Below are 26,828 nucleotides of genomic sequence, written 5' to 3'. Positions count from 1 at the left end.
ATGAGCTTTTTAGACAAATTAAAAAATCAAATTTTGATCGCTGACGGTGCGATGGGAACGCTGCTCTATTCCTTTGGAAAGGATTCTTGTTTTGAGGAACTGAATCTCTCCCACTCCGAGCAAATTCAAAAAATTCATAAGGCGTATATTGAGGCTGGGGCGGACGTCATTCAAACAAATACCTATGCAGCAAACTACTTAAAACTTGTGCGATACGGACTAGAAGACTCGGTAAAAGAAATTAACAGTGCCGCTGTCCGTAACGCAAAGTTGGCAGCCGGGCAGGATGCTTATGTGCTGGGGACAATTGGCGGAAATCGTGGAATTAAACCGGATTCGATAACGATTGAAGAATTAAAACGGAGCTTTCGTGAACAGCTTTATTGCCTTCTACTCGAAGGGGTAGATGGATTGCTGCTCGAAACGTTTTACGATTTGGAAGAACTAGAAACGGTCCTAACCATTGCAAGGAAGGAAACAAAACTTCCCATCATTGCTCAAATTTCGCTGCAAGAGCCTGGGATTCTTCAGGACCGAACCCCTGTCAATGATGCGTTAAGAAGATTGGAAGGACTCGGGGCGGATGTAATTGGACTGAACTGTCGGCTTGGCCCGCACCATATGCTTCTCGCTTTGGAGCAGATTGAACTCCCGGAACATGCCTTTTTATCTGCTTATCCGAATGCAAGCCTTCCTGCTTATACGGATGGAAAGTTTCATTATGAAGGAGATGCCGATTATTTTCGAAAATCAGCCCAGGCCTTCCGGAACGAAGGAGTACGCCTCCTTGGCGGATGCTGCGGAACAACGCCGGAACATATTCGAGCTTTTGCTTCGGAATTAAAGAATGCTGTTCCAATTGTCGAAAAAGTTGTAAAATTAAAACCAAAGAAAATAACGATTGATGATCGAACTCCAGAGAGAGAATATCCTCCTCTTGAAAAGGTTGTAAAGGAACGGCCATCAGTTATCGTAGAATTAGATCCACCCAGGAAACTAGATTCGATTACTAAGTTCTTTGAAGGCGCAAAGGCATTAAAGAAAGCTGGGATTGACGCGATTACACTTGCAGACAATTCCCTTGCCACAGTAAGAATTGCTAATGAAGCATTAGGATATCGAGTAAAAGCGGAATTAGGAATGCGGCCGCTGATTCATCTTGCATGCAGGGACCGAAATATCATCGGCTTGCAATCACATCTAATGGGACTTCATACTCTTGGGATGAATGATGTTTTGGCGATAACCGGAGATCCTGCTAGAGTGGGCGATTTCCCTGGAGCTTCTTCTGTTTACGATGTGTCTTCTTTTGAATTGATTCAAATGATTAAGCAGCTAAATGAAGGCTTATCCTTTTCAGGAAAAGACCTTGGACAAAAAACTGATTTCAGTATTGCTGCCGCCTTTAACCCAAATGTCAGAACCCTTGAAAAAGCGGTAAAACGTTTGGAGAAAAAAGTCGAATATGGAGCAGATTACTTTATCACCCAACCTGTTTTTTCAGAGGAAAAATTAATCGAAGTCTATGAAAATACGAAACATCTAAGTGCACCAATCTATATCGGCTTAATGCCGCTTACAAGTAGTAAAAATGCTGAGTTCCTTCATAATGAAGTCCCTGGAATCAAAATTGCCGATTCGATTCGTGACAGAATGGCAAGGTTGAATGATCAACCGCAGCAGGCAGTTCGAGAAGGAATTGAGATAACGAAATCATTAATTGATACAGCATTAGATTTATTCAATGGGATTTATTTAATCACACCATTTTTACGATATGAGATAACAGCTGAGCTGGCAGCCTATACGAACCAGCGCGCGAACGAAATTAGGGGGAACTTCTATGTCGAAAGCACCATTCAGTGAACAATTACAAAAACGAATTCTTGTCATGGACGGCGCAATGGGAACCATGCTTCAACGCGCAGACCTAAGTGCTGAAGATTTTGGCGGGGAAGAATATGAGGGCTGTAATGAAAACCTGAATTTAACTGCACCCGCAGTGATTGAAAGTATCCACCGCGAATACCTTGAGGCCGGGGCAGACATTATCGAAACAAATACGTTCGGAGCAACCAGCATTGTTTTAGATGAATACGATTTGGGCTACAAAGCCTATGAATTGAATAAGGTTGCCGCACAAATTGCCAAAAAGGCGGTTGATGAAATATCCACTCCGGATTGGCCGCGCTATGTTGCTGGTTCAATGGGACCAACAACGAAAACATTAAGTGTGACCGGCGGAACCACCTTCGATGAGCTTGCTGCCTCTTACGAAGAGCAGGCAGTCGGCTTAATTGATGGTGGAGTCGACCTTTTGCTCCTTGAAACAAGTCAGGATATGCTGAATGTGAAAGCAGGCTTCATCGGAATCTCCCGGGCTTTTGAAAAAACAGGCAGAACGTTGCCATTAATGCTCTCAGGAACCATTGAGCCAATGGGAACCACACTTGCCGGTCAAACGATTGAATCGTTCTATATTTCGGTCGAACATATGAAACCAGTTGCGGTTGGCTTAAACTGTGCAACCGGTCCAGAATTTATGCAGGACCATATTCGTTCTCTTTCGGGTCTAGCAACTACTGCGATCAGCTGTTACCCAAATGCAGGGCTTCCTGATGAAGAAGGTCATTACCATGAAACACCTGATACCTTGGCAAAAAAACTTTCTGACTTTGCAGCACATGGCTGGCTGAATATTGTCGGCGGCTGCTGCGGAACAACACCTGAGCATATTCAGGCAATTGCTGAAGCAATGAAGAATTATCAACCGCGTGAACTGCAGTCCTCCTCTGTCCATATGGTATCGGGGATTGATCCGTTTATATATGATGACCCGACCTTAAGACCGATCATGGTAGGAGAACGGACGAATGTAATCGGATCCCGCAAATTCAAACGGTTAATAACCGAAGGCAAATTTGAAGAAGCTTCAGAGATTGCCCGCGCACAAGTAAAAGGCGGCGCACATGTTATCGATATTTGTCTTGCCGACCCTGACCGTGACGAAATCATCGACATGGAAAAGTTCATTAAAGAAGTCGTTAAAAAAGTAAAAGTTCCACTTGTAATCGATTCAACCGATGAAAAAGTCATTGAAAGAGCGCTTAAATATTCACAAGGAAAAGCAATCATCAATTCGATTAACCTTGAAGATGGAGAAGAGCGCTTTGAAGCAGTTGTACCATTGATTCACAAATATGGTGCTGCTGCTGTTGTGGGAACCATTGATGAAAAAGGCATGGGTGTAACTGCAGAACGCAAGCTCGAAATTGCGAAACGATCCCATGACATACTCGTTCATAAATATGGTTTAAAATCGGAGGACATTATTTTTGATCCGCTTGTATTCCCGGTTGGAACGGGTGATGAACAATATATTGGGTCCGCAAAAGCGACAGTGGAAGGAATTCGGTTAATTAAAGAAAACCTTCCTGGAGTTCAAACCATTCTTGGAATCAGTAATGTTTCATTTGGACTTCCTCCAGTTGGAAGAGAAGTTTTAAACTCCGTATTCCTTTATCATTGCACACAAGCAGGATTAGATTATGCAATTGTCAATACAGAGAAGCTTGAGCGGTTTGCTTCCATTCCTAAGGAAGAAGTCGAAGCAGCTGAAAAGCTGTTATTTGACACTACAGATGAATCATTAGCCACCTTTACTGAAATGTACCGTGGGAAAAAGAAAGAAGCTAAATCTACCCTTCCTGATATGACCTTAGAAGAGCGACTCGCCTACTATGTTGTCGAAGGAACAAAGGAAGGCTTGCTGCCGGACTTAGATTTAGCGCTTGCTAAATATCCTGCTCCCCTTGATATTATTAATGGTCCTTTAATGGAAGGAATGAGCGAGGTTGGCCGTCTTTTCAATGACAACCAATTGATTGTTGCTGAGGTTCTTCAGAGCGCTGAAGTCATGAAGGCTGCCGTGACCCATTTAGAGCCGCATATGGAAAAAGGCGATACCTCTGCCTCTAAAGGAAAAGTAATTTTAGCAACGGTCAAAGGCGATGTTCATGATATTGGGAAGAACCTTGTCGATATTATTCTCGGCAATAATGGCTACCAAGTCGTGGATTTAGGAATCAAGGTTACCCCAGCAGACTTGATTCAAGCTATTCGTAAAGAAAAACCGGACATCGTTGGATTATCCGGCTTATTAGTTAAGTCTGCCCAGCAAATGGTCTTAACCGCACAGGATTTAAAAGAAGCGGGCATTTCTTTACCGATTTTGGTTGGCGGTGCCGCTCTTTCTAGGAAATTTACTGATACAAAGATTTCCAAAGAATACGATGGTCTGGTTCTTTACGCAAAAGATGCAATGACTGGTTTAGCACTTGCTAATCAAGTACAAACTCCTGAGGAACGCGAAAAGTTATTGGAAGAAAGACAGGAAAAATTGGCCGCTGCGGAGGTTGTTCATGATTTCAGCCATCTCCGTACAGCAAGTGCTGTAGCAGTAAAGGTGAGACCAGCCATTTCAACGAATGTTCCTGTTTTTGTTCCTAAGGATACAAAACGCCATTTGTTACGTTCTTATTCGCTTTCACATATTGAACCGTATATCAATATGCAAATGTTGATTGGACACCATCTTGGTCTAAAAGGCAAGCTTTCAAAATTACTTGCAGAAAAAGATGAGAAAGCTTTGAAGATCAAAGAGATTGTCGATCAATTGCTTCAAGGTGCAAGTTCAGAAGGCTGGATTACTCCTGCAGCAGTTTATCAATTTTTCCCTGCTCAATCAGAGGGGAATAAAATTTATATTTATGATCCAGAAAATCCAGAGCAAGTGATTGAAACGTTTGATTTTCCTCGTCAGGATTCTGAGCCGCATCTATGTTTAGCTGATTTTGTGAAATCAGTAGAAAGCGGAGAAAAGGATTATGTAGGCTTCTTTACTGTAACTGCTGGCAGAGGTATTCGCGAGAAGGCAGACCAATTTAAAGCCGAAGGACGCTTTTTAGAAAGCCATGCTCTTCAGGCGCTTGCTTTAGAGTCTGCTGAGGGCTTTGCGGAGTTAATCCACAGGCAAATGCGCGATCGCTGGGGATTCCCTGACCCGCTTGATTTTACAATGCAGGATCGTTTTGCAGCCAAATATCCGGGACAGCGTTTTTCTTTTGGCTACCCTGCCTGTCCGGATTTAGAGGATCAAAAGAAATTATTTAGATTAATTCAGCCGGAGGATATCGGCATTCAGCTTACGGATGGCTGTATGATGGAACCGGAGGCTTCAGTATCGGCGATGGTATTTGCCCATCCGGAAGCAAGGTATTTTAATGTGTTGAAATAGAATTTTTTAAAAATCCCGTGGAATTCAATATGATTCCACGGGATTTTTGTTATTCATTCATAGTAGCCAATCTGTGAACATTCCTTGACATTTCCTTTAAACAGGCATATAGTTACCTAGGTAACTAATTTGCGATTTTGATCTGGAGTGACATATCTAAATGTATAACCACGAACTCTTCCATACTCTTCACCAGCTATCCAGACATCTTACTAATAAATTGAATGAAGTCTTGAAACCAATGGGTTTATATGGATCACAGTGGGCCGTTATATTTGCTTTAAAAACGAAGGGCTCCTTAACCCAGAAAGAACTATGTGATTATTTATTCGTTGAAGCCCCTCCAATGACTCGCACGATCCAAAGGCTTGTCAAGCAAGGGTATGTAAGACAGGTTCCGGGTAAAGACAAACGCGAAAAACATATCCAATTAACGGATGCAGCTTTAAATGAATATCCAAACTGGGAACGGGCCGTAACGGAACAAAACAAATTGTTATTAAAGCATCTTCCTGAAACATCCCAGAAAGAACTATGCACGATTCAAATTGACTGGCTACATAAACTTTTAAAGGAGTGATTTCCACATGTCGAAACCGAAATTGTGGACAAAGGATTTTATTAGTATATCCCTAAGTAACTTTTTTCTGTTTTTAACTTTTTATATTTTGCTAGTGACTCTTCCTATATTTGCGTTAAAGGAATTCCACAGCAGTGCTTCACAAGCAGGTTTAATGACCACTGTATTTTTGCTCTCCGCCATCATTTCGCGTCCGCTGGCAGGGCAATGGCTAGAACGGGCAGGGAGTAGAAAGGTATTGTTAACTGCTTTAATCATTTTTGCAGGTGCCTCCCTCTTTTACTTTTTTCCAAAATCAATCACCGGCTTTCTCATCATTCGGTTATTACATGGAGTTGGCTTCGGCATAGCAACAACAGCAGCTGGGACGATTGTGGCTGATCTAATACCTTCCTCGCGCAGGGGCGAAGGAATGGGCTACTTTGTGATGTCAATCAACATGGCGATGGTATTAGGGCCGTTTCTAGGATTGCTCGCCGTTCAGCAATGGGGCTCTAGTTGGTTGTTTACTTTAACACTAGTAGTTGCAATTGCTGCCCTTCTTACCGGTCTTAGTATTAAACTTCCGAAAAAAGAACAGAAAGTTGAGCCGACAGTACAATCTTCCTTTTCTGTACGGAATTTATTCGAAGCATCTGCGGTACCCATCTCGATTGTTGGCGGCTTCTTAGCCATCGTCTATTCGGCGCTTCTTTCCTTTGTATCCGTTTATGCGAGCGAAATACACTTGGCAAATGTAGCAAGTCTATTCTTTGTGGTCTACGCTGCTTTCCTTTTGCTTTCAAGACCTTTTACCGGAAAATGGTTGGATCAATATGGATCAAACGTTCTTTTCTATCCATGTATTATCCTTTTTGCGATCGGGCTTTTGGTATTAAGTAAAGCTGATGGAGCGTTTACCTTCCTCCTTTCAGCCGCTTTAATCGGGTTAGGATGGGGAACATTATTTCCAACCTTCCAAACAATTGCGATTCAAGATGCTGCTCCGAATAAACGTGGATTGGCTACGGCTACCTTTCTATCAATCTACGATACCGGTATTGCTCTTGGTTCATTTTTCATCGGATTAGTTGCTGCAAAAATGTCTTATAGCTCTCTATATTTCTTATGTGCATTCTATGTTTTAATTGGTGCTGTACTCTATTACTTCTTTCATCATGCAAAGAAACGCGAAACTTCATCGAAATTAAAAAGTCAGGAACAATAATCTATTCACCTCTATATAGGAGTATTATATAATGGTATTACTCTTTATATATGAGGTGATGAAAATGGCAAAATCAAAAGCCAAAAAGCTGCGCGAAAAAATGGAACGCGAAGGAAAGCTGAAGCCTGATCTAAAACGGAGCGTCTTTGTTTTCGCAGATATGAGAACACGAACAACCAAAACGAAAAAAGATTGTTTATACAAAAACAAGTACAAGAACCATTATTCCACAGAAGGAAAAGATGGTTCTTTTTATTTTATTCGGAAATGGACATACTGCTATTGAAAGATTTCGAATATAGAGCAGTTTATTTTACAATATTTTGGATTTAAGTTAATCTAAATAAGAATTATTATAATTAAAATTGGAGGTATGTGTATGTTTGATGTAGTGATCGTTGGCGCAGGTGCAGCTGGAGCAAGTGCTGCTTTATTTACCGCAAAAGCTGGAAAGAAAACATTGGTTGTTGACAATGACAAAAGCATGACAAAACGTGCTTGGATTGAAAATCATTATGGTGTAGCAGAAATCACAGGTCCAGATTTAATTGAAATTGGTAAAAAGCAAGCAAGTAAATTTGGCGCTGAACTAGTTCAGGGTACAGTAAACAATATCGTTAAAACAGATAATGGCTATAAAGTGGAAACTGATGGTGAAAGTTATGAAACCAAGCATGTTATCATTGCTACTGGCGCGTTAGTTACTCTTGCTGAAACAGTTGGCTTAAAAACCAAGCCAGGTACAGAGCCAAGAATTAAAACGGTTCTAGATGTAACTGCTGAAGGAAAAACAAATCTAGATGGAATTTGGGCAGCTGGAACAGTTGCTGGTGTGAGTGTACATACGATCATAACTGCTGGTGACGGAGCAAAGGTTGCCATCAATGTAATTAGCGAATTAAACGGCGAACGCTACGTTGACCATGATGTCTTAAAATCATAATCTAAGGGAGAAACCGAAAATGCCTGGAAAGAAAATTGACCATGTGGGGATTATGGTAAAAGACATCGATGCATCTATCAAATTCTATCAAGAAATTGTGGGAATGGAGCTGAAGGATAAATTCATTCATTCTGATGAGTCGATGACCTTGGCCTTTCTCGGTTTCAATGGCTCCGATGAAACCGAACTAGAGTTAATTCAAGGCTATAATGATAATCTCCCTCAAGAAGGCAAAGTGCATCATTTTGCTGTGTTGGTCGATGATATTGAAGCAGAATTCAATCTTATAAAAGGATTAGATGTGAAATTGATCGATGAAGAAATCACAACACTTCCAAACGGGTACCGCTATTTCTTTTTTCACGGACATGATGGTGAATGGGTTGAGTTTTTTCAAAGATGATTTATTAAGAGGGGCTCTTTATTGGAGCTCCTCTTTTTTAACTTCGTATCGGCTTGCCGCCTGAATTTCTTTTTCATGGATGGCAATTGTTTTTTCTAAAAAGCCGCTGATTAATGCCAGCTGCTCTTCATTATAATGAGAACAGAGCTCAGTCATCGATTTGTTTAAAGGTAAGAAATGCTCTTTAATGGAGCATTGATTTTCTTTTACTGGTACAATAATGACCCGTCGGCGGTCGTTCGGATCTTTCTCCCTCCTGGCATACCCCGCATGCTCGAGTCGATCAATAAGAGCAGTAACAGACCCCGTACTCAGACCGGTTACCTTACTTAATTCCCCTGCCGTAAGCGGGCCTGCTTCATTGAGAATGTCCGCTGTTTTAAAATCAGTATGAACCAAGCCGATTGAATGGGCTGCAGTTTGTTGAAAAAGAACCATTCTTGTGCTCAGTTTCCGCAAATTTTTTATTAGATTCTTTATTGTATCAGGATGATTAAATAAATCCATTGACATGTTTCATCCTTCCTTTTAAAATTACTTTATCTTGATAATCAAGATAATAGGTTTCCTTAGTATATTTCATCTTATCAAACTTTTTTACCCTATGAAAGAAGATCTAGGAAGACCATACAAAAGAAGGAGACATTTCATGATTAAAAAAGATAATAATCTTAAATTTGTTGTGGCTGGAATTTTATTAGCTATTTTAATGGCTGCCATGGATAATACAATTGTCGCAACGGCGATGGCTACCATTGTTTCAGATCTTGGAGGCTTCGACAAATTTATTTGGGTGACTTCTGCCTATATGGTAGCGGTTATGGCCGGAATGCCGATTTTCGGCAAACTATCTGATATGTACGGGCGCAAACGCTTCTTTATTTTTGGTTTAGTCATCTTTTTAGCTGGTTCTGCCCTTTGCGGAATTGCCCAAAGTATTATTCAGTTAAGCATTTACCGTGCCATCCAGGGGATTGGCGGTGGAGCATTAATGCCGATTGCTTTTACCATCGTTTTTGATATTTTCCCACAGGAAAACCGTGGAAAAATGACTGGATTACTTGGTGCCGTTTTTGGCGCTTCGAGTGTATTGGGTCCATTATTAGGGGCTTATATTACCGACTATATTAGCTGGCATTGGGTTTTTTATGTCAATGTCCCAATTGGAATCGTTTCGCTTTTCTTAATTGTTCGTTTCTACCATGAATCCCTTCAGCACTCTAAGCAAAAAATTGACTGGGTCGGTGCCATCACACTTGTTATTTCGGTCGTTAGTTTAATGTTTGCTCTTGAGCTTGGCGGCAAGGAATATGACTGGGATTCAGCTCAAATTATTGGCTTGTTTGCTAGCTTCTTCGTCTTCTTCGTGGCCTTTTTTATTGCTGAATTTAAAGCAGCAGAGCCGATATTGCCACTTTGGCTCTTTAAAAGACGATTATTTGCCACCTCGCAAATTCTTGCGTTTTTATATGGCGGTACATTTATAATATTAACGGTGTTTATTCCGATTTTTGTTCAGGCTGTTTATGGCGGCTCAGCTAAGAATGCAGGGTTAATTTTGACTCCTATGATGTTAGGGTCAGTTGCAGGAAGTTCTGTCGGTGGTATTTTCTTAACCAAAACTTCATATCGTAATTTAATGGTGATCTCCATCATTTCCTATTTAGCCGGGATGATTTTGCTTGGAAATCTGACAACGGATACCGCACGCTGGATGTTAACTCTTTATATGATTCTTGTCGGATTTGGCGTTGGGTTTTCTTTTTCCCTTTTACCAACTGCATCGATTCACAACTTGGAGCCGCAATACCGGGGAACGGCCAATTCCACCAACTCCTTCCTTCGCTCATTCGGAATGACGCTTGGAGTAACGATTTTCGGCTCGATTCAAACGAATGAATTTACTGATAACTTGAAAGAAGCTTTTAAGGGGATGCAGGGAGCAGGCGGAGCTCCTTCTATGTCTAACATGGACCCGCGTCAAATCTTCGAAGCTAGTGAACGCGCGAAAATTCCTAGTTTTATCTTGGATAAAATTGTTCACGCTATGTCTGATTCCATTACACATACGTTTTTACTTACATTAATTCCAATTGCAATCGCAGCTGTAACCATCTTTTTCATGGGGAAAGCAAGGGTTGTCGTGGCGAAAAAAGGATAACTGGCTTAGCACTGGTCTCTTAGAGAACCAGTGCTTTTTTAAAACTTCACGAATTCGTCATTCCCTATCCATCTTTTCTGCAAATTCTTGCTTTATGATGAAGGTAAGATATGAAAGGAGTTGTTTATAATGAAAAAAATTGCAATGAGTATTTTTAGTGCAGCACTAATTCTTGGCGCAGGTACAGCAGTTTTTGCAGCAGGAAACGGCAACTCTGGTAATGGTCTAAACTTCGAAAAAATGTTGCCTTTTATGGAAAAAATGCATCCTAATTCATCTAAAGAAGAGTTGAAAAACATGTACAAGACCTGTCATGGAAACGGTGGTATGATGAGCGAGACAAATTCTAAAGAAATGATGAATCGTTTTTAAAATTTAGTAAAAGGTTTGGTAATCTGCCAAACCTTTTTTCCCATCCTTAATATTAGTTACTCTCCAAACTTTCCGTCCATATAATCGCGGTAAGCTTGGCGAATTTCTTCCTCTGTATTCATTACGAATGGCCCCCGGGCAACGATTGGTTCGTTTAGAGGTTTTCCCGCATAGAGCAATACTTGCAGTTTTTCTTTCGCCTGAATGGTCACTTCGCTCGCGTCCCCTTCTACACCCTTGCCTAATTGCAATGCCTGGCCTTTTTCGGCTTCTACCTTATTTTTCCCGAAAAGTCCGCTTCCATCAAGAACATACATAAAACCGCTGTAATCTCCAGGTAAGTCCTGGGAGATGGTTGCTCCGGCTTCGAGATTGATTTCAACAAATGTCACTGGAACATAGTTTTTCGTCGAGGACTTTATTCCGCCCGATGACCCGGAAAAAATACGAACCAGCACACCCTGTTCTTCGCGGACTGGCATGTCTTGACCTCGAAGGTTTTGATAGCACGGCTCGGTCATTTTGTGTTCACGAGGAAGGTTAACCCATAGCTGTAAGGAATGAACGGTGTCGCCTTCTGCTGGGTCTTCAATGTGAATGACGCCTCTTCCTGCCGTCATCCATTGAACATCGCCAGGTCCTAGCTCTCCTTTGCCCGCTTTATTGTCATTATGTTCAAGTTTTCCTTCGATGACATAGGTTACAGTCTCAATCCCGCGATGGGGATGAAAATCGAAGGTACCTTTTTTGAAAAAATCTTCGGCCAGGAAAAGAAATGGATCAAATTCATGCATGTTAGTCGGATCGAGCACCATTCCTGCCGCATGGATTGGGCTTTGCTGATGATGTTGCACGGTCCAGGTTCGTTGTATTTCTCTTTGTAACATTTCCTTACCTCCGTTCGTGGAGAATTTATTTTGAATTCGAGGTAATTATAACGTTGTATAGGTGGTTTTTCAATTAATATGCTGGTGGATTCTTCTGGGGATTTGGATTCGCTGATAAATTGGTTTAATCCGCTGGTAAATGTATCAGATTCGCTGATAAATGTATCAGATTCGCTAATAAATCTTCGTGATTCGCTGATAAGGTATTTGTTCATAAAGATTTTACAAATCATTTAGTTTTCTGGAGAACTTATATGCTAATTTTAAGAAGAAAAAATAAAAGGAGTGATCATTTTGTTAGTAAAAGAAAGAACAATCCCATTAAAAATTCTCATTTTATCCGCTATTTTACGGCGTATTCCCTTGAGTCATGCTAGATACCAGCAAATTTCAGATGAATTAGGCAGAAGACAAGCTGGATATGAGGGCGAACAATCTCTAGATTTTTATTATCGTGAACTCCCCAAACTGAAATACCTGATTTTCCACGATCTAAACCTTCCAGATGGTGACTACAACTGCCAAATTGATACTCTTCTCTTAACACCTGAATTTATCCTAATAATTGATGTGAAAAATATGGCCGGAAAATTAATATTTGATACGGAAAATGAGCAATTTATCCAAATTAAAGGTGAGGAAGAAAAAGGGTATTCCTATCCAATTACGCAGGCAGAAAGGCATCAAGAATATATAAAGAAGCTATTGGCTGCGAATCATTTTCCCCCTGTTCCAGTTGTTTATTTAGTTGTTATAAGCAATAGTTATGCTTCGTATGTCATTACGGGAAAAAATGCTTATAAAGTAAAACCAAAAGTATGTAAAGGGGATGTGATGTTAAAAAGAATTCAAGATCTTGAAGGTATTTATACTACCCCCATTCTAACAGCAAAAGACCTCCGTAAGCTTTCTCGCCTTCTATTGAAAATGAACACTCCACCAACAGGATATCTTCTTCAGAAATTCGGTATTCAAAGGTTAGAGTTATTAACTGGCGTGCAATGCCCCTACTGTAAATATCTCCCTATGATTCGAAAGAAACAGAAATGGTTTTGTGCTAAATGTCAGCATTATTCAATAGATGCTCATATTGGTGCACTTAAAGACTATTTTTTATTGATTGATATGAAAATAACAAATCGAGAGTTTCGGGAGTTTATGCATATTAAATCAATTGATACAGCTAAAAGATTATTACAGGCTTCAAATCTTAAGTTTTCCGGGGCGAACAAAAATCGTACTTATTTTCCTAAGACAATTCCTTGGTAAAAATGGATTCGCTGATAAGTGGTCCAATTCGCTGATAAACTGCAAAAATTCGCTGATAACAATCAAAAGGGCGCTCTCGAAAGCGCCCGATTCAACAATAAGTCCAAAACTACACCTCAATGTCCTTACCTTCTTCAACAATATGGAACAATAAATGTGCTAAATGGTGTATCGGTCCGTACTCTTCTTCCTCTTCCTCAGTTTCTTCATTAAATTCCAGGTCGTTTAGGTAAAGCGCCGTGAATTCATAAAAATCCTCTAGTCGGAAAGAGTAACAGCCAACAGGTTCTTCATTGTCTTCTTCATATTGAAGCATTAAATAAGAGACAACGCCGTCGACATCTTCTGAATCAAAAAAGACAAAAAAGCCAACGTTAGTATCTAAATCAAATAAATGTCTTGTTCCACCTTCGGTTGCTTTTTCAAAATCCTGTTGGTTTAGTTTTTGTATTTGCATGCTATCTACATTGTCTTCCTGATGGAAACTAACGATAAATGATTGCATAATAACCTCCTACAATTTAATCAACACATACAGTTAGCATGCCCATTTTTACCATTTAATCCTACCTTATGGAACAAATAAATTTGCCTTTTCTTGTTCCTCCAAAAACTCCCCAGTTCCACCGGCAGCTTCTAAGGCCGCACCGATCGACTGGAGCCAATCACCTGTTATTGCTAATTTTTGGGCGTCTAATTTAAGTTTATTGTCGTTTCCAGTAATCTGTCCGGAAACCCCAATCGCTTCAAAAAATGTTCCGAGTGCTTGAATGCCGGCACCAGTTAGTACTTCTTTTTCAGGGATCGAATCTGGATTATCGCTAATCTCCCTTAACTTTGCAATCCCTAAGAATTCGATTGTTGCCCCAATCACCTGAATCCAAATACCAAGTGAAATTTGTTTTTCAATATTTAGCCTCTTTTGTTCCAACTCTGAAAAATTTCCATTCTTATTACTCATGAAGACACTCCCTCAAAAGAAGTCTGCTTCCAATACTTTATTCAAATTTCTAAAAAACGGTGTCCAATAAAAATAAGCTAGCAAAAACGCATAAACGTTTTTGCTAGCTTATAAGTCAGTTTATTATTTTAACGAAACCCAGACGCTCTTGACTTCCGTATAGTTGTTCAATGCATATGAACCCATTTCACGGCCAATTCCGGATTGTTTGTAGCCTCCGAATGGTGATGCTGCGTCAAAAGCATTGTAGCAGTTTACCCATACAGTACCAGCACGGAGTCGCCCTGCAATATAATGTGCCTTAGCTACATCCTTCGTCCAAACCCCTGCGGCTAAGCCATATTCACTATTATTTGCGCGATTAATCAATTCATCCAGGTCCTCATATGGCATTGCGGAAATAACTGGCCCAAAAATTTCTTCTTTAGCAATCGTCATTTCATCACGGACATCAGCGAAAATGGTCGGAGAAACAAAGTAGCCTTGTTCATATGGCTTATCTCCGCCCACTAACAATTCGGCACCTTCCTTCAAACCTTTTTCAATATATCCAAGCACGCGTTTCTGCTGCTCATCAGATACAAGCGGTCCGATTTCCGTGTCAGCATGTAAACCTGCTCCCTGCTTAATTTTTTTTGCATGGCTTACCATATCGGCAACAACATTATCAAATTGTTTCTTTTGAATGAATACGCGGGACCCAGCACAGCAAACCTGGCCTTGGTTGAACATAACTCCATTTAAGGCACCAGGGATAGCTTTTGTTAAGTCCGCGTCCGGTAAAATAATATTTGGTGACTTGCCGCCAAGCTCAAGTGTTACGCGTTTAAGCGTCTTTGAAGCTTTCTCCATAATGGATTTACCAACTTCAGTAGAGCCTGTGAAAGCAATTTTATCAACTAACGGATGATCAACAAGCGGCTGGCCGGCTGTTTCACCGAAACCAGGGACAATATTGATTACCCCATCTGGGAATCCTGCTTCTTGAACTAGTTCAGCCAGATATAAAACAGACAGCGGAGTCTGTTCTGCAGGTTTTAATACAACCGTACAGCCTGTGGCAAGGGCTGCACCCAGCTTCCACATTGCCATTAACAGCGGGAAGTTCCATGGAATAATCTGTCCGACGACTCCAACCGCTTCATGGCGTGTATAGTTAAGGAATGGTCCGTTTACCGGAATGGTTTGCCCAACAATTTTTGTTGACCAGCCGGCATAGTAGCGCATATGTTCAACGGCAAGCGGAATGTCCGCATTAGACGTTTCCCGTATTGGCTTTCCGTTATCAAGTGTTTCTAATTGGGCAAGCTCTTCTTGATTTTGCTCCATTAAATCCGCTAACTTGTACATTAAGCGGCTGCGTGCAGCTGCACTCATTTTCGACCAGGGACCTTCATCAAAGGCTTTCCTAGCAGCTTTTACTGCACGGTCAATATCCTCCGGACCGGCTTCATAAACTGCAGCAAGCACTTCACCCGTTGCAGGATTATACGTATCGAATGTTTTTTGAGAGAGACTTTCAACAAATTGACCATCAATATACAGTTTCTTTTTCCCTAATAGAAATTTTTCTACCTTTTCTTTTAGACCGACTGTTACTTGACTCAAATGTAATTCCTCCCTATGTACAAGATTCTGAGAATAAAAGCAATTTGTATACGCTTTCAACCCTCGAGTTTTATAGTATCATTGTTAAAATCTAGTAATCAACCAAAAACCACCGGAAAATTCAAAATATTATCGACAAAATTCGGGTGGTGACAGGCACCACCCGAATTTTGTCGAATCAATCGTCTTCTTTTGGATCCTCTTGATAATGTTCATTTAATAGAGGATTTTCTGTGGTTGCAAAGTTGACGGATAGTAGGCTCATTTCTGGGTCTAGTCCGTAGAGGCCTTTTGCCAGTTGTTCTATTTCTTCGCCACTTTGAAATTGGGGTTCTTTTTCTTTCATCTTATTCATCCTCCTCTTGTATTTTTATTTTTTCTATTATATACAAGAAGAGCTAATTTACTCGTGGAAAACCAAATCCTGATGCATAGTCATCTCCTGCTGCAGCGCCAGTTCCGCCTAAAATATCATTAGTTCTTGCTCTATTTTGCAGTTCTGTCCGAAGCTGAGTATTGGACCATGATAAATTAGAAGCCCAAATTTTTGCGGCTAGACCGGATATATGCGGTGTGGCCATTGATGTACCGCTTATCGTATTATAAGAGCCGTCATTCCAAGTGGATTCAATTGCTCTACCTGGTGCAGAAACCTCAACATCTCGTTCTTGAATTATATAATCACCATCGGTTGCCGGATTCCCGCGGGAAGAGAAATCTGCAACACGATAAGTTCCATTTGCTTGAACATTTTCTAAAGCAGCAACCGCCACCACATTCATTAATGCACCTGGATACCCAATAGTATTTGTTCCCGGACCATCATTTCCGGCAGCCGCCACAATAAGTACACCCTTACCATATGCATAATCAACGGCACTTGAAATTAGTGAGTCCTTCGTGCTGGAACCAAGTGACATCGAAATAATGACATGAACTTTATTCGCAACGGATTCATCGGCAACCCTTCTGATCGCCGCAGCAATATCATCCGAGTAACCCGAACCTCGATCGTTTAATACTTTATAGGACCAAAGCTTTGCTTCCGGAGCAACTCCATAAATCCCACTACCACTTCCGCCATTTGCCAAAACAGTTCCTGATACATGTGTTCCATGTCCATTGCCGTCCGCACAGCTGCCCTCAACCAATGCGGTTTTCCTTTGCGAAAAGTCTTTACATTGCTCGACATTTGCAGTTAAATCCTTATGCGTTTTCAAAACTCCCGTGTCCAAAACTGCTACTTTAATTCCACTGCCGCCTGTTGTTTTTGTTATAGCAGAATCATGATAGATTGCCTGAATTCCCCATGGTGTCCGATCACTTGGAACGCTGCTAGCAATGCCCCCAGGCTTACCTTTTTGGTCCACAATTTTCTCCATCTGAATTTCCGGAACTTTTTCAATTGTTAAGTTTTTATTTTTCAATAACGCCTGATACTGATGATCATTAACCGTTGTAGTAAATCCTTTGCTACCAAAATCCCAACGTTTTCCGTAGCTGTCTTTTGCCCTCGCTTTTTCAGAGGCCGGTCCATTAATTAAAACTCGGTAGGAATCCCGACTTTGGCTGCTGGTTTGCTGCCCAAATGCCGCTGTTGCAAACATGGATACCCCCATTGCCACGCTAAGTACTACTGAACCGATTACTCTTCTCGTTTTCACTCGCACACCTCACCCCTTCTATTTACAGCACACCGCTGCTTATCTAAACTATTCAGAACATTAATTTAATATAATCAGTCCATTCTCCTAAAAAAGGGACGAAAAAAGGCATAGACAAAATTTTGTCTATGCCCTTGCAAACCATATCGTCCATCTTTCTTTTTCAACCAACGGAAAAGATTTCGTTACTCGTTCTCCAATACCGTTAGCTAGAAGCTGAACCTGTTCATCATTTAATTCAAACAAAATCGAACGGCCTTTACGCAAAGTGATCTCCTGCTTCAATTCATCAAGCGTATTATAAATTTTGCGATTTTCCCAAAAAGACAGAACCTCAACATGCTGAAAACCTGCCTCTGTTAAATAAGAATTAATTGTGTCAGCTGAATGCCTTCTAGCAATATCCTTTTTCAGCAATTCCGGATATTGTTCAAAAAAGAAACCACGAATATGCTCATTACTTCCAGCTAACGAGCAATCCTCAATTGTCCGGTCCTGAACGATGAATACACCGTTTTCATTTAAAATTCGCTTAGCCTCCGCGAAACATTCCGGTAATTGATGATTCTTTAAATGATGGATTAACGCACGCTCCAGCAGCACATCTGCTGTCCCTCCTGGAAGATTCGATTCTCTGGCTGTTCCAACCTGGAAGCTAATTTGCGGATATTCCCGGCAATTCTCCTTCGCTCCGGCAATCATATTTTCAGAGATATCGACTCCAATGACACTTGCCGCTCCCAATTTCGCTAATGCAACTGAATAGATTCCGCCGCCTGCACCAATATCCACTGCAATCTTCCCAGAAACATTTGCCCTTGATTGAACTAACTCCATCCACTGTGGGTCGACAGGCCGTTTCGTATAGGTTTCTTTTTCAATTGAATTAAAAAATTCCTTGTTCATCCCCCTCACCCCATTTTTAACATTACTGGATACAAACAAATTTTTCCAATCATCATTTCTTATGCTTCATAATAAGGGAAGATTATAAAGCTGACTAAATTGCAGATTACTCATTCGAACATCTACCCTAAGAAAACAAATGACAATTTAAGTTTGAATATTTTATAATAGATTTTGCCAATTAGTATATTTTGGAAGGAATGGATAAATCTGATTAAAAAATTATTATTTCTCCCCATACAAGTAACCGCCATTTTAGCTGGTTTTGTCTTTTTGATGAATATCCCTATATTCCTCCAAATCAATGCTGAAGAAAAAAGAATCGAAATGGATCTTAGCTTATACTGGGAGTACTCAAAAAGTAACTTAAGCTGGTTTCTACATATCAAAGACGAAGTTCCATTTATTTTTGAATATTTAAATGCTTCAACCATTGATAAATATTATTATACAATGAGCATCTTATCACTGGCCCTTCTATCTGTCATCCTTATTGGGGTAGTTATTTCCGCTGCCATTATGATGCTGCCGACAAATGTCCGTAAAAGATTAAAAGGTTTAATTGATTTTACAACGACTGCACCTGAACTATTAATTATCTTTCTATTACAATATATGGTCATCTATATCTATAAGACATACGGGATTAAATTGTTTCAGTTATATGGCGGGATGAGTACACAACCTTATTTTTTACCTGTTTTCGTGGTGTCTTTTCTACCTGCACTCTTTTTGATTCAGTATTTATTAAAGGTATTTGCAGATGAAGAGGTAAAGGATTATGTTCTTTTAGCAAGAGCAAAAGGACTTTCACGGGGAACCATTTATTTTAAACATATCATGCGTAACGTGATTCCTTTATTACTAATTCATTTAAAAGTAATTATTTGGTACATTCTTACAAATATTATTGTCGTTGAGTACTTATTTAATATTAATGGCTATATTGTAATTGTGAAATCCTTCTATGCTAAGCGGATCGTCCCATATATAATAAGCCTTCTGCTTTTTGCCGTTCCTGTTATTCTCTCACAATTACTTGCGTGGATTGTAACCATTAGAATGAACAGAAAGGAACAGAACAGTCTATGAAGATATTCAAATACAAAAAAACAACTTTTGGCTTACTCATCTTGATTCTAATCCTAATTCTAAGTTTCCTTTATCCCCTATACGGTCCACCTGACTTCAACACGACAATCATTCTATATGATAACAAAGGTAAGATGATTGATGTTCGACCCTTTTCTCCTTCATCGCATTTCCTTCTCGGTTCTGACCGAAATGGCGCAGACATCCTGCTGATGATTATTTATGGAGCAAAATATACAATCCTCATCACTTTTGGGATCACCATCCTAAGATTTTTGATAGGAGGAGTGTTAGGAATTATATTCTCCTTCTGGCTTAATCTGCTGTTGCCGATTGTAAAAAACTTATTTGTTGTATTTCGGATCATTCCCCCAATTATTATCACCTTATTACTAATTACAGCTACTTCAACTACCTATATAAAAGGGGCTGCTCCTTTCATCATTGTTTATCAGATGATCATATTAGTCCTTATCGGAATTCCTTCTGTATTAATCAATACATCCGATATCATCTCTGAATTAAAGGGAAAATCTTTTATTCAAAGTTCCTACTTAATGGGGGCGGGTCATTTCCATATTATTAAAAGGCATTTGAAACCCTATATGACCTCCTACGGTTTGATCATCTTTGTTCAACAATTACTGAATACATTGGTATTAATCATGTTTCTTGGTACCTTCAATATTTATATGGGCGGGATTTCGGCGGAAGGAATTGCCGGAACGGAACAGATTGGAATAGGAATTGGCGCTCATAGTGTTCCAGCCCAGGATGCTTCACTAACGAGGGAATGGTCAGGATTAATCGGTCAAAACTATCGAGAATTTTACAGAGTCCCCTGGATTATCTTGGACCCCTTATTTGCCTACTTCTTTTTAATTTTACTAATTAATATGATGAAAAAAGAACTTGAGGCGGGAATGGATGCCCATTACACAAAAAAAGGAAGGAAATATAAAAACCAAGACAAGAGTACTGACCCAATCCTTTCCCCCAACTTTACTTTTCAAAATTACAAGGAGATAGAAAAATGACAGGCCGCAAATGTGCCTGTCATTTTTAATATAAAAAACTAATACTCTAGAAATATTTCTTTTTCCAAAAAATAAAAGCCGTACAACTCGTTAAAAGGGCCGAGATAACTAATGGAATGGCATACGAGTGGGTTGCATGCTGGAACGGAATATCGACGTTCATCCCATAAAAACTTGCCACCATCGTCGGGAATGATAGGATAATCGTAATCGATGTTAAAAATTTCATGACAATGTTTAGGTTATTCGAAATGATGGAAGCAAAGGCATTCATCATCCCACTCAAGATGGAACGATAGGTTTCCGCCATTTCAATCGCCTGTGTTTTTTCAATGATGACATCTTCAAGTAAATCTTTGTCTTCTTCATACATTTTTAAATAATTAAAACGCAAAATCTTATCAAGGACAACCTTATTCGATTTTAGTGAGGTTGTAAAATAAACCAAACTTTTCTCTAAGGCAAGAAAGGCATATAATTCTTTATTTTTTAATGATTGATGCACTTCACGTTCAATTTCATTTGTTTTCTTATTGATTTGTTTTAAATAGCGTAGGTAATAAGATGAAATGACAAATAAAATTTGCAGGGCAAAACGGGTCTTTTTAAACGTAAAGAACTCTTTTACTCTATTTTTTCTAAATTCTTCTAAAATCGGTGTATCCTTTAAGGATACGGTGATTACACAATCGTCCGTTAGAATAATCCCAATTGGAATCGTTTCATAAACAGCTAAACCGGTATCATCGTGAACAATATAGGGAAAGTCAACGATAATATATACTTGACCATTATCGCGCTCAATCCTTGGACGTTCTTCATCATCCAGGGCATCTTTAATGATATCGACATCGACTTGTGCATCATTTGCAATCCGGCTTATTTCTTCAGCTGTTGGGGCGTACATATTAATCCAGCAGCCCTTTGATACAACATCTACTTTTTCTAAAACCTTTGTTTCTGTACTTTTGAAAATCTCCAACATGTCAAAACCTCCTCATTATTCGTTTTTGAGGAAGCCAACAACCTTTTCAAGAGCTGATATTCTTGTAGAAACCAATTCAATCAATTCAAAGATCACATTGACTTCCCCTCGCCTACTTGGGTCCGGGTCTATGGAATAACTCAAAAATATCAACTCCTTTAACTTTTTTATTCCTTTCTTATCATAAACCCTAAAGGCAAAAAGTACAAAGCAGTTTTTTTTGGTTTTATTTTTCCTTAGGGAAGTATGGATTTAAATGAATCAGCACTTCCTTAATATTATCAAAATGGTCCATCAATTTTTGTTTAATCGAATGAGAAAGATCGTGACCCTCTTTAATGGTTTTAAAATGATCAATGGAAATCCTTAAATCCACCAATATATAATGTCCATGTTCTCTCGCCCGAATTCGGTCGATTCTCCTTACTTCAGGAAATTCGGAAATAATGGAGATATATTCTTGAAGAATTTCGCTGTTAATATTTCTCTCGAGTAAGATGTCAAATGCTTCCGTTATCATTTCTTTCGCAATTTTAAAAATTAAATAGGCAACAAAAATACTGGCCGCCTTATCACCGTAAAGTAAAACATGAATATCAAATTTCACGCCGATAATGGAAATAAGAACCCCGATGGCTGCTGCGATGGAAGCAACAATATCAGCCTTATGATCAAAAGCAATCGCTTCGATTGCCTTACTCCTATGCTTTTCTGCTACTTTTAAGGATGAACGGTAAAGAATTATTTTTGCAAAAAAAGAAAAAACCGCTACCCACATTGCTAAATAACTTGGTGTTTCAACCTTATGGAAGAATCCGCTGATTCCTTCATAAACCACATATAGGGCTACGACAAACAACAAAATTCCAATTATCTCGGAAACAATAACTTCTGCTTTTCCATGTCCATACGGATGTTCTTTATCGGCCGGCTTATTGGCAATTTTTATCACCAATAAAACAATGACGGAAGCAAATACATCAGCTGCAGAGTGAATCCCATCGGCAAACACGGCATCACTATGCCCGAGCCAGCCGATGAAGATTTTCCCCAATGTCAGGACAATATTACTGACTACACTTATCCAGGCTATTTTTTTAGCAAGAGTTTCCCTCATTTCCATCGTCTACCACCTCAAAAAATTCTCTTGAAATCATACCAAACTTTTCCTGGATGGGTCTAGAGAAAAAGTCTTGCCCCCTTGAACCATAGTTGGACACATTCAACAAATTATTATTCGACCTGTCCTTTATTTTCCTGTTTCACCATTTCAACTTCTTCAACTACAGAAATTCTGGTGATTTCATCCTGAAGAAAATGAAAAGCTTGATCTAATTCTTCTCTAGAGGGAAATGAGCTTTTTTTATTCATAATTATCAACTCCTAAAATAGTTAGACTAAATATCAGTTAATAAGAGAAAATACGTCTGTAAGATTTTTCAATAAAGGAGTGGTTTCTATGGTTAAAAAAAATCAAAACGGCAGTACAGAAATCGCAGGACGTAATTTTAATGCAAATGATTATCAAAAAAATGATGCTTTGTCTTCAGGTCTGGCAACAACTCACGAACAGGTAAGTGATACCTATATGGAGGGCGTCATCGAAACAAACGATTTAAATGAACAAGAATAAGAACTCAGAGAAAACAGCTCTCATCGATGAAAGCTGTTTTCTTTATATTGTCTGGCACCAGAATTAGATATTTCTTTCGTTTTTGTTATTGTTATCTACATACGCATCATGTTCAAATGCAGGAAGATCGCCGAAGCTTGTCATAATGCCTTCTTCATCAAGCGCATCTTCATAGCGTTCATGCTGAGCATTCGGGTAAACGGTAATATTTTTGCCATACATATCGTTACCGGTAAAATTTTCAAAGTCCTCAACATATCCTATGTTTTCGTCAGCCTCAATATAAATATCATTGTAATCATCTTGTGGATTGACCATATCAGATGGTGTTTCAGATGTTCCCCATTCGGCAACAGCCTGCCAGGAGTCTTCCGCGTCAAAGGCAACATCTTCGTCCTGATTATCCATATCAAATTTACCCCATGGCGGCATTAATACCCCTTCTTCAATCGGGCGCTCATGAGAAACGACTTGGTCAGGACTATGCTCCTTGCAATAGGTGGTGTTTGGTAAGGCTTCTAAACGTTCAGTTGGTATATCCTTACCGCAAACCTCACATTTCCCGTAAGTTCCATTCTCCATTGCCTCTAGAGCGTGGTTAATATTGCTTAATTGCAATTCATAATGCTCCTTTAAAGCAATATCCTTTTCGCGCTCATAAAGCGCCGATCCCTGATCAGCCGGATGGTTATCATAACTTGATAATTCCCCCATTGATTCATGCCAAAACCCTTGTTCCAAGCCAAAATGGTTATTTTGTTTCAAGTTATTTTCCACTTCGTTTTTTTCCTTTAACAATTGCAATCGTAATTCAGCTAACTGCTCAGTCGACAGCATTGCTCAAACCCCTTTCAAAAAGAAGCTTCCGCTTTTCTTATTTAGTTTCAATGTTTTTACGAATGTTTATGTAATGAAAATTTAATTCCATCAAAATCCTAATGGCATTTCCATGGAATAACTGAATAAGATTCCCTGGTGCGAGTATCTTAAAAAATATAAATGCAGCCAAGAAAAGAGGGAAACTAATGGTAAATGAAAACTGGAACGAATTTAATAAAATTCAGCAAAAACATCGGGCAAGTTATTTAGGAAGTGAAAAAAGACAGCAACCAGGTCTTAACGACCCGGAATATAATAGCGCGGAAGATACCGATAAATCGGTTGGGGCAACGGGCAGAGATATTTAATACACTTTTTATCATTCGTCAGTCCAAATTCTTATTAAAAATAGCCAGAACCAAAGGTCTGGCTATTTCCACCTATACTATTACACTTGTTTCAACCTAAACCTCTGTACTTTTCCAGTCGCGGTTTTCGGTAATTCTGAGATAAATTCAATTTCCCGTGGGTATTTATAAGGAGCGAGATTTTGTTTAACAAAAAGCTTAAGCTCTGTTTTCAAGTCTTCCGTTGGTTCAATCTCATCTCGTAAGACAATATAAGCTTTTGGATAAACAAGATTACTCTCATTTTTCGACCCGACAACGGCCACTTCAAGCACATACTCGTGACGAATTAAGGTCGATTCTATTTCAATCGGTGAAACCCAAATTCCCCCTACCTTAAGCATGTCATCCGAGCGTCCGCAGTACCAAAAATATCCTTCCTCATCCTGATAATATTTATCTCCTGTATACATCCACTCACCGTGGAACTTCCGTTGATTTTCTAATAAGTTGCAAAAATACCCAATACTAACACTATCTCCTTGAATAACCAGGTCGCCAATTTCATTAACACCCACCGGTTTAGACTCTTCGTTTACGATTTTAGCCTTATAACCTGGAACCACTTTTCCGGTACTTCCTGCTTTAATATCGTGTGCCTGGTTAGAAAGGAAAATATGCAATGCCTCTGTTGAACCAATTCCATCTAAAATATCAAGGTTAAACAACTCTTTCCACTTTTTCATAAAGGTGGACGGAAGAGCTTCTCCTGCTGATACACATATTCGAACAGAGGATAGATCTGGAATTACCCCTGTTTTTTCGACATACTGAATAAGCGAACCATATAATGTCGGTACACAAAAAAAGATTGTTGGCTTATTTTTTTCAATGGTTTTAAAAATATTTTCCGGTGTTGGCCGCTCTTTCATTAAAACGGTCGAAGCTCCAGTTCCAAGTGGAAAGTACATTCCATTTCCAAGTCCATAAGCAAAATAAAGTTTAGAAGCAGAGAACGTCCGATCATTTTCATTTACTTTTAGAATGTTTTCGGCATAGTTTTTAACAGCCACTTCCATGCTCCTATGAATGTGAACAACTCCTTTTGGATTGCCAGTACTGCCGGAACTATACAGCCAAAAAGCTTGATCTTCAGAGGTAGTAACAGCATCTTCCAACTCAGAAGAGGCTTGACTGATGAATTCATCATAATCAATGGTATCCTCATAGAGGGTCCCGGTTTCTGAAATAACGATAATATATTTTAAGAAAATGAATCGATCCCTATTTTCCTTAATGGTCTCCCAAACGTCCTCTTGGATGACCAGGACCCTTGAACGACTGTGGTTTAAAAAATACTCATAATCCTTTGGTTTCATTGCTGTATTGACAGGTATTGGAATGGCTCCAATTTTTGTTGCACCAAAAAAAGAGTAGATAAATTCTGGGGAATCATAGATGACATGTAAAATTCGATTTTCCTGTTCAACGCCAATACTTTTGAGAGCGTTTCCAAATTGATTTACTTTAAAAAGGAGCTCCTGGTATGTAATTTCATCGCTGTCAGAAAAAATTGCCACTTTATTACCGAGTCCATTACGAACCTTCTCTTCGATAAAAAAAGTTGTACAATTGTAATAATCTTTTATGCCATTTAATTGTTTCGCTAATTCTAGCATTCTTTAACCCCCAGAAGTATATTGAAGACTAAAATCTCATTTATCTACCTACAGAAAATGAACGGGCACACCCACACGAAAGGAGGGTCTAACCTTCTTTTAAAAGGTTAGACCCAGTCTTCTTACTGACCAGACCACTCTGGCTGGCGTTTTTCGATGAAGGCTGATAATCCTTCTTTTGCATCCTGGGAACGGAATAATAAATTTTGTAATTCTCCTTCATAGCGAATCGCTACATTTAACGGCATTTCTTTACCATTCATGATGGAAAGCTTAATGTTGGAAGTTGCATATGTTGCACTATCTGCAACTTTTCTTGCATATTCCAATGTTTTATCACGGGTTTCCTCTTGAGGGAACACACGATCAACTAATTGAATTTGCAGAGCCTCTTGCGGTGTTAAAGTTTCGCCGGTAATATTCAAATCAAGCGCTTTTGAATGTCCAACTAGACGGGCTAAGCGTTGTGTTCCTCCCGTTCCTGCTAATACTCCTAGGGATACTTCCGGAAGACCAATTTTTCCTGCAGTGTCGCCCATAAAACGCAAATCACAAGCTAACGCCATTTCCAAACCGCCGCCAACTGTGTGTCCTTCTAAACAAGCGATCCAAATTTGCGGTGAGCGGGCAATCTTATCTAATGTTTCATTACAGAATAAACAAAATTGCGTTTTAAATCTTGGCTCTGCTGATTTTAAGAAATTGATATTTGCACCAGCTGAGAAGAATTTCGGCATATCGCTCATTAATACAACTACTTTGATGTCAGTATCGAAACGAATATCATCAATCGCTGCGTTCAATTCTTTGTAATACTCCAAATCGTAAGCATTTGTTTTATTCACATGGATGTGGACTTCAGCAACACCATTTTCTTTTTTTACCGTTAATGTTTTAGTATTTAATTTGACTTGAGTCATGATAATTCCTCCTGGAAATTTAATATATATATTTTATGAAATATTTTTATATTCCGATA

Annotated in this window: 29 protein-coding genes; 14 read left to right on the top strand and 15 right to left on the bottom strand. The window is 39.4% G+C overall.

The genetic code is table 11. The features are described 5' to 3' along the window. From E2K98_RS10165 to E2K98_RS10135, 7 genes are all read left to right on the top strand, one after another. Entirely contained in the window at positions 1-1,866 is a 1,866-nt protein-coding gene (locus E2K98_RS10165) for a bifunctional homocysteine S-methyltransferase/methylenetetrahydrofolate reductase (protein ID WP_133334122.1), read from the top strand. Further along, entirely contained in the window at positions 1,844-5,296 is a 3,453-nt protein-coding gene (gene metH / locus E2K98_RS10160; protein WP_133334121.1) for a methionine synthase, read from the top strand. Before E2K98_RS10165 ends, metH begins: the two co-directional genes overlap by 23 nt. 160 nt (positions 5,297-5,456) lie before the next feature. Continuing rightward, the gene (locus E2K98_RS10155) at positions 5,457-5,876 is read left to right on the top strand and encodes a MarR family winged helix-turn-helix transcriptional regulator (protein WP_133334120.1); all 420 of its coding nucleotides are present in this window, start codon (positions 5,457-5,459) and stop codon (positions 5,874-5,876) included. Positions 5,877-5,883: 7 nt separating this feature from the next. After that, positions 5,884-7,083 carry an MFS transporter gene (locus tag E2K98_RS10150; protein WP_133334119.1) on the top strand — a complete coding sequence of 400 codons (1,200 nt, stop codon included), beginning with the start codon at positions 5,884-5,886 and terminating at the stop codon, positions 7,081-7,083. 64 nt (positions 7,084-7,147) lie between these two features. After that, positions 7,148-7,369 (top strand): hypothetical protein, encoded by a 222-nt coding sequence (locus tag E2K98_RS10145; RefSeq protein ID WP_133334118.1) that lies wholly within the window; start codon positions 7,148-7,150, stop codon positions 7,367-7,369. 93 nt (positions 7,370-7,462) lie between these two features. Further along, positions 7,463-8,026, top strand: a complete 564-nt coding sequence (locus E2K98_RS10140; RefSeq protein WP_133334117.1) for an FAD-dependent oxidoreductase — start codon at positions 7,463-7,465, stop codon at positions 8,024-8,026. 19 nt (positions 8,027-8,045) lie between these two features. Then, on the top strand, positions 8,046-8,429 hold the full coding sequence (locus tag E2K98_RS10135) for a VOC family protein (protein WP_133334116.1): 384 nt from the start codon (positions 8,046-8,048) through the stop codon (positions 8,427-8,429). A gap of 18 nt (positions 8,430-8,447) precedes the next feature. Here the strand turns inward: E2K98_RS10135 and E2K98_RS10130 are convergent, their stop codons facing one another. Then, entirely contained in the window at positions 8,448-8,936 is a 489-nt protein-coding gene (locus E2K98_RS10130; protein WP_133334217.1) for a MarR family winged helix-turn-helix transcriptional regulator, read from the bottom strand. Positions 8,937-9,078: 142 nt separating this feature from the next. Here E2K98_RS10130 and E2K98_RS10125 point away from each other — a divergent pair, with 142 nt between their 5' ends. Both E2K98_RS10125 and E2K98_RS10120 read left to right on the top strand, forming a co-directional pair. Next, the gene (locus tag E2K98_RS10125) at positions 9,079-10,590 is read left to right on the top strand and encodes an MDR family MFS transporter (RefSeq protein WP_133334115.1); all 1,512 of its coding nucleotides are present in this window, start codon (positions 9,079-9,081) and stop codon (positions 10,588-10,590) included. A 129-nt stretch (positions 10,591-10,719) separates the two neighbouring features. After that, positions 10,720-10,962 (top strand): hypothetical protein, encoded by a 243-nt coding sequence (locus E2K98_RS10120; protein WP_133334114.1) that lies wholly within the window; start codon positions 10,720-10,722, stop codon positions 10,960-10,962. Between the two features lie 56 nt (positions 10,963-11,018). On the opposite strand, the gene E2K98_RS10115 is transcribed toward E2K98_RS10120, so the two are convergent. Further along, positions 11,019-11,849: a pirin family protein gene (locus E2K98_RS10115; protein ID WP_133334113.1), complete on the bottom strand. Its 831-nt coding sequence runs from the start codon at positions 11,847-11,849 to the stop codon at positions 11,019-11,021. 294 nt (positions 11,850-12,143) lie between these two features. Between E2K98_RS10115 and E2K98_RS10110 the strand changes: the two genes are divergently transcribed. Further along, positions 12,144-13,118, top strand: coding sequence for a nuclease-related domain-containing protein (locus E2K98_RS10110; protein WP_165976236.1), 975 nt, complete (start codon positions 12,144-12,146; stop codon positions 13,116-13,118). 109 nt (positions 13,119-13,227) lie between these two features. Here the strand turns inward: E2K98_RS10110 and E2K98_RS10105 are convergent, their stop codons facing one another. The 6 genes from E2K98_RS10105 to E2K98_RS10085 all read right to left on the bottom strand — a co-directional run bounded on the left by E2K98_RS10105 (position 13,228) and on the right by E2K98_RS10085 (position 18,257). Continuing rightward, entirely contained in the window at positions 13,228-13,623 is a 396-nt protein-coding gene (locus E2K98_RS10105) for a cytosolic protein (RefSeq protein WP_133334111.1), read from the bottom strand. A 66-nt stretch (positions 13,624-13,689) separates the two neighbouring features. Beyond that, entirely contained in the window at positions 13,690-14,079 is a 390-nt protein-coding gene (locus E2K98_RS10100; RefSeq protein WP_133334110.1) for a hypothetical protein, read from the bottom strand. A 123-nt stretch (positions 14,080-14,202) separates the two neighbouring features. Beyond that, the gene (locus E2K98_RS10095) at positions 14,203-15,687 is read right to left on the bottom strand and encodes an aldehyde dehydrogenase family protein (protein WP_133334109.1); all 1,485 of its coding nucleotides are present in this window, start codon (positions 15,685-15,687) and stop codon (positions 14,203-14,205) included. Positions 15,688-15,865: 178 nt separating this feature from the next. Beyond that, positions 15,866-16,033, bottom strand: coding sequence for a hypothetical protein (locus E2K98_RS30895; protein ID WP_208025346.1), 168 nt, complete (start codon positions 16,031-16,033; stop codon positions 15,866-15,868). Between the two features lie 52 nt (positions 16,034-16,085). Beyond that, positions 16,086-17,351: a S8 family peptidase gene (locus E2K98_RS10090; RefSeq protein WP_133334108.1), complete on the bottom strand. Its 1,266-nt coding sequence runs from the start codon at positions 17,349-17,351 to the stop codon at positions 16,086-16,088. Between the two features lie 126 nt (positions 17,352-17,477). After that, entirely contained in the window at positions 17,478-18,257 is a 780-nt protein-coding gene (locus E2K98_RS10085) for a class I SAM-dependent methyltransferase (RefSeq protein ID WP_133334107.1), read from the bottom strand. Between the two features lie 276 nt (positions 18,258-18,533). On the opposite strand from E2K98_RS10085, the gene E2K98_RS10080 reads away from it, so the two are divergent. After that, positions 18,534-19,349 carry an ABC transporter permease subunit gene (locus tag E2K98_RS10080; RefSeq protein WP_235824782.1) on the top strand — a complete coding sequence of 272 codons (816 nt, stop codon included), beginning with the start codon at positions 18,534-18,536 and terminating at the stop codon, positions 19,347-19,349. After that, positions 19,346-20,386, top strand: a complete 1,041-nt coding sequence (locus tag E2K98_RS10075) for a hypothetical protein (protein WP_165976235.1) — start codon at positions 19,346-19,348, stop codon at positions 20,384-20,386. The genes E2K98_RS10080 and E2K98_RS10075 overlap by 4 nt, the downstream gene beginning before the upstream one ends. A 46-nt stretch (positions 20,387-20,432) precedes the next feature. Here E2K98_RS10075 and E2K98_RS10070 read toward each other — a convergent pair whose 3' ends face one another. The 4 genes from E2K98_RS10070 to E2K98_RS30890 form a co-directional block, all read right to left on the bottom strand. After that, positions 20,433-21,371: a magnesium transporter CorA family protein gene (locus E2K98_RS10070; protein WP_133334104.1), complete on the bottom strand. Its 939-nt coding sequence runs from the start codon at positions 21,369-21,371 to the stop codon at positions 20,433-20,435. Positions 21,372-21,386: 15 nt separating this feature from the next. Next, positions 21,387-21,515 (bottom strand): hypothetical protein, encoded by a 129-nt coding sequence (locus E2K98_RS32025; protein WP_268884067.1) that lies wholly within the window; start codon positions 21,513-21,515, stop codon positions 21,387-21,389. Positions 21,516-21,597: 82 nt separating this feature from the next. Beyond that, positions 21,598-22,494, bottom strand: coding sequence for a cation diffusion facilitator family transporter (locus tag E2K98_RS10065; protein WP_133334103.1), 897 nt, complete (start codon positions 22,492-22,494; stop codon positions 21,598-21,600). Between the two features lie 110 nt (positions 22,495-22,604). Further along, positions 22,605-22,742, bottom strand: coding sequence for a hypothetical protein (locus tag E2K98_RS30890; RefSeq protein WP_165976234.1), 138 nt, complete (start codon positions 22,740-22,742; stop codon positions 22,605-22,607). An 88-nt stretch (positions 22,743-22,830) separates the two neighbouring features. Here E2K98_RS30890 and E2K98_RS10060 point away from each other — a divergent pair, with 88 nt between their 5' ends. Then, on the top strand, positions 22,831-23,004 hold the full coding sequence (locus E2K98_RS10060) for a YozQ family protein (protein ID WP_081810920.1): 174 nt from the start codon (positions 22,831-22,833) through the stop codon (positions 23,002-23,004). Between the two features lie 63 nt (positions 23,005-23,067). Here E2K98_RS10060 and E2K98_RS10055 read toward each other — a convergent pair whose 3' ends face one another. Then, positions 23,068-23,841, bottom strand: coding sequence for a yteA family sporulation protein (locus E2K98_RS10055; RefSeq protein ID WP_133334102.1), 774 nt, complete (start codon positions 23,839-23,841; stop codon positions 23,068-23,070). A 188-nt stretch (positions 23,842-24,029) separates the two neighbouring features. Here E2K98_RS10055 and E2K98_RS30885 point away from each other — a divergent pair, with 188 nt between their 5' ends. Then, on the top strand, positions 24,030-24,191 hold the full coding sequence (locus E2K98_RS30885) for a hypothetical protein (RefSeq protein ID WP_155925865.1): 162 nt from the start codon (positions 24,030-24,032) through the stop codon (positions 24,189-24,191). An 80-nt stretch (positions 24,192-24,271) separates the two neighbouring features. Here the strand turns inward: E2K98_RS30885 and E2K98_RS10050 are convergent, their stop codons facing one another. Together E2K98_RS10050 and E2K98_RS10045 are read right to left on the bottom strand one after the other, a co-directional pair. Continuing rightward, positions 24,272-25,849, bottom strand: coding sequence for a benzoate-CoA ligase family protein (locus E2K98_RS10050; RefSeq protein ID WP_133334101.1), 1,578 nt, complete (start codon positions 25,847-25,849; stop codon positions 24,272-24,274). Between the two features lie 122 nt (positions 25,850-25,971). Then, positions 25,972-26,769 carry an enoyl-CoA hydratase/isomerase family protein gene (locus tag E2K98_RS10045; RefSeq protein ID WP_133334100.1) on the bottom strand — a complete coding sequence of 266 codons (798 nt, stop codon included), beginning with the start codon at positions 26,767-26,769 and terminating at the stop codon, positions 25,972-25,974. Positions 26,770-26,828: the final 59 nt, after the last annotated feature.

It is taken from the genome of Bacillus salipaludis (assembly GCF_004358205.1).
Note: the sequence above shows the minus strand (reverse complement) of the source record. Positions and strands in the feature narration are given on the sequence as shown.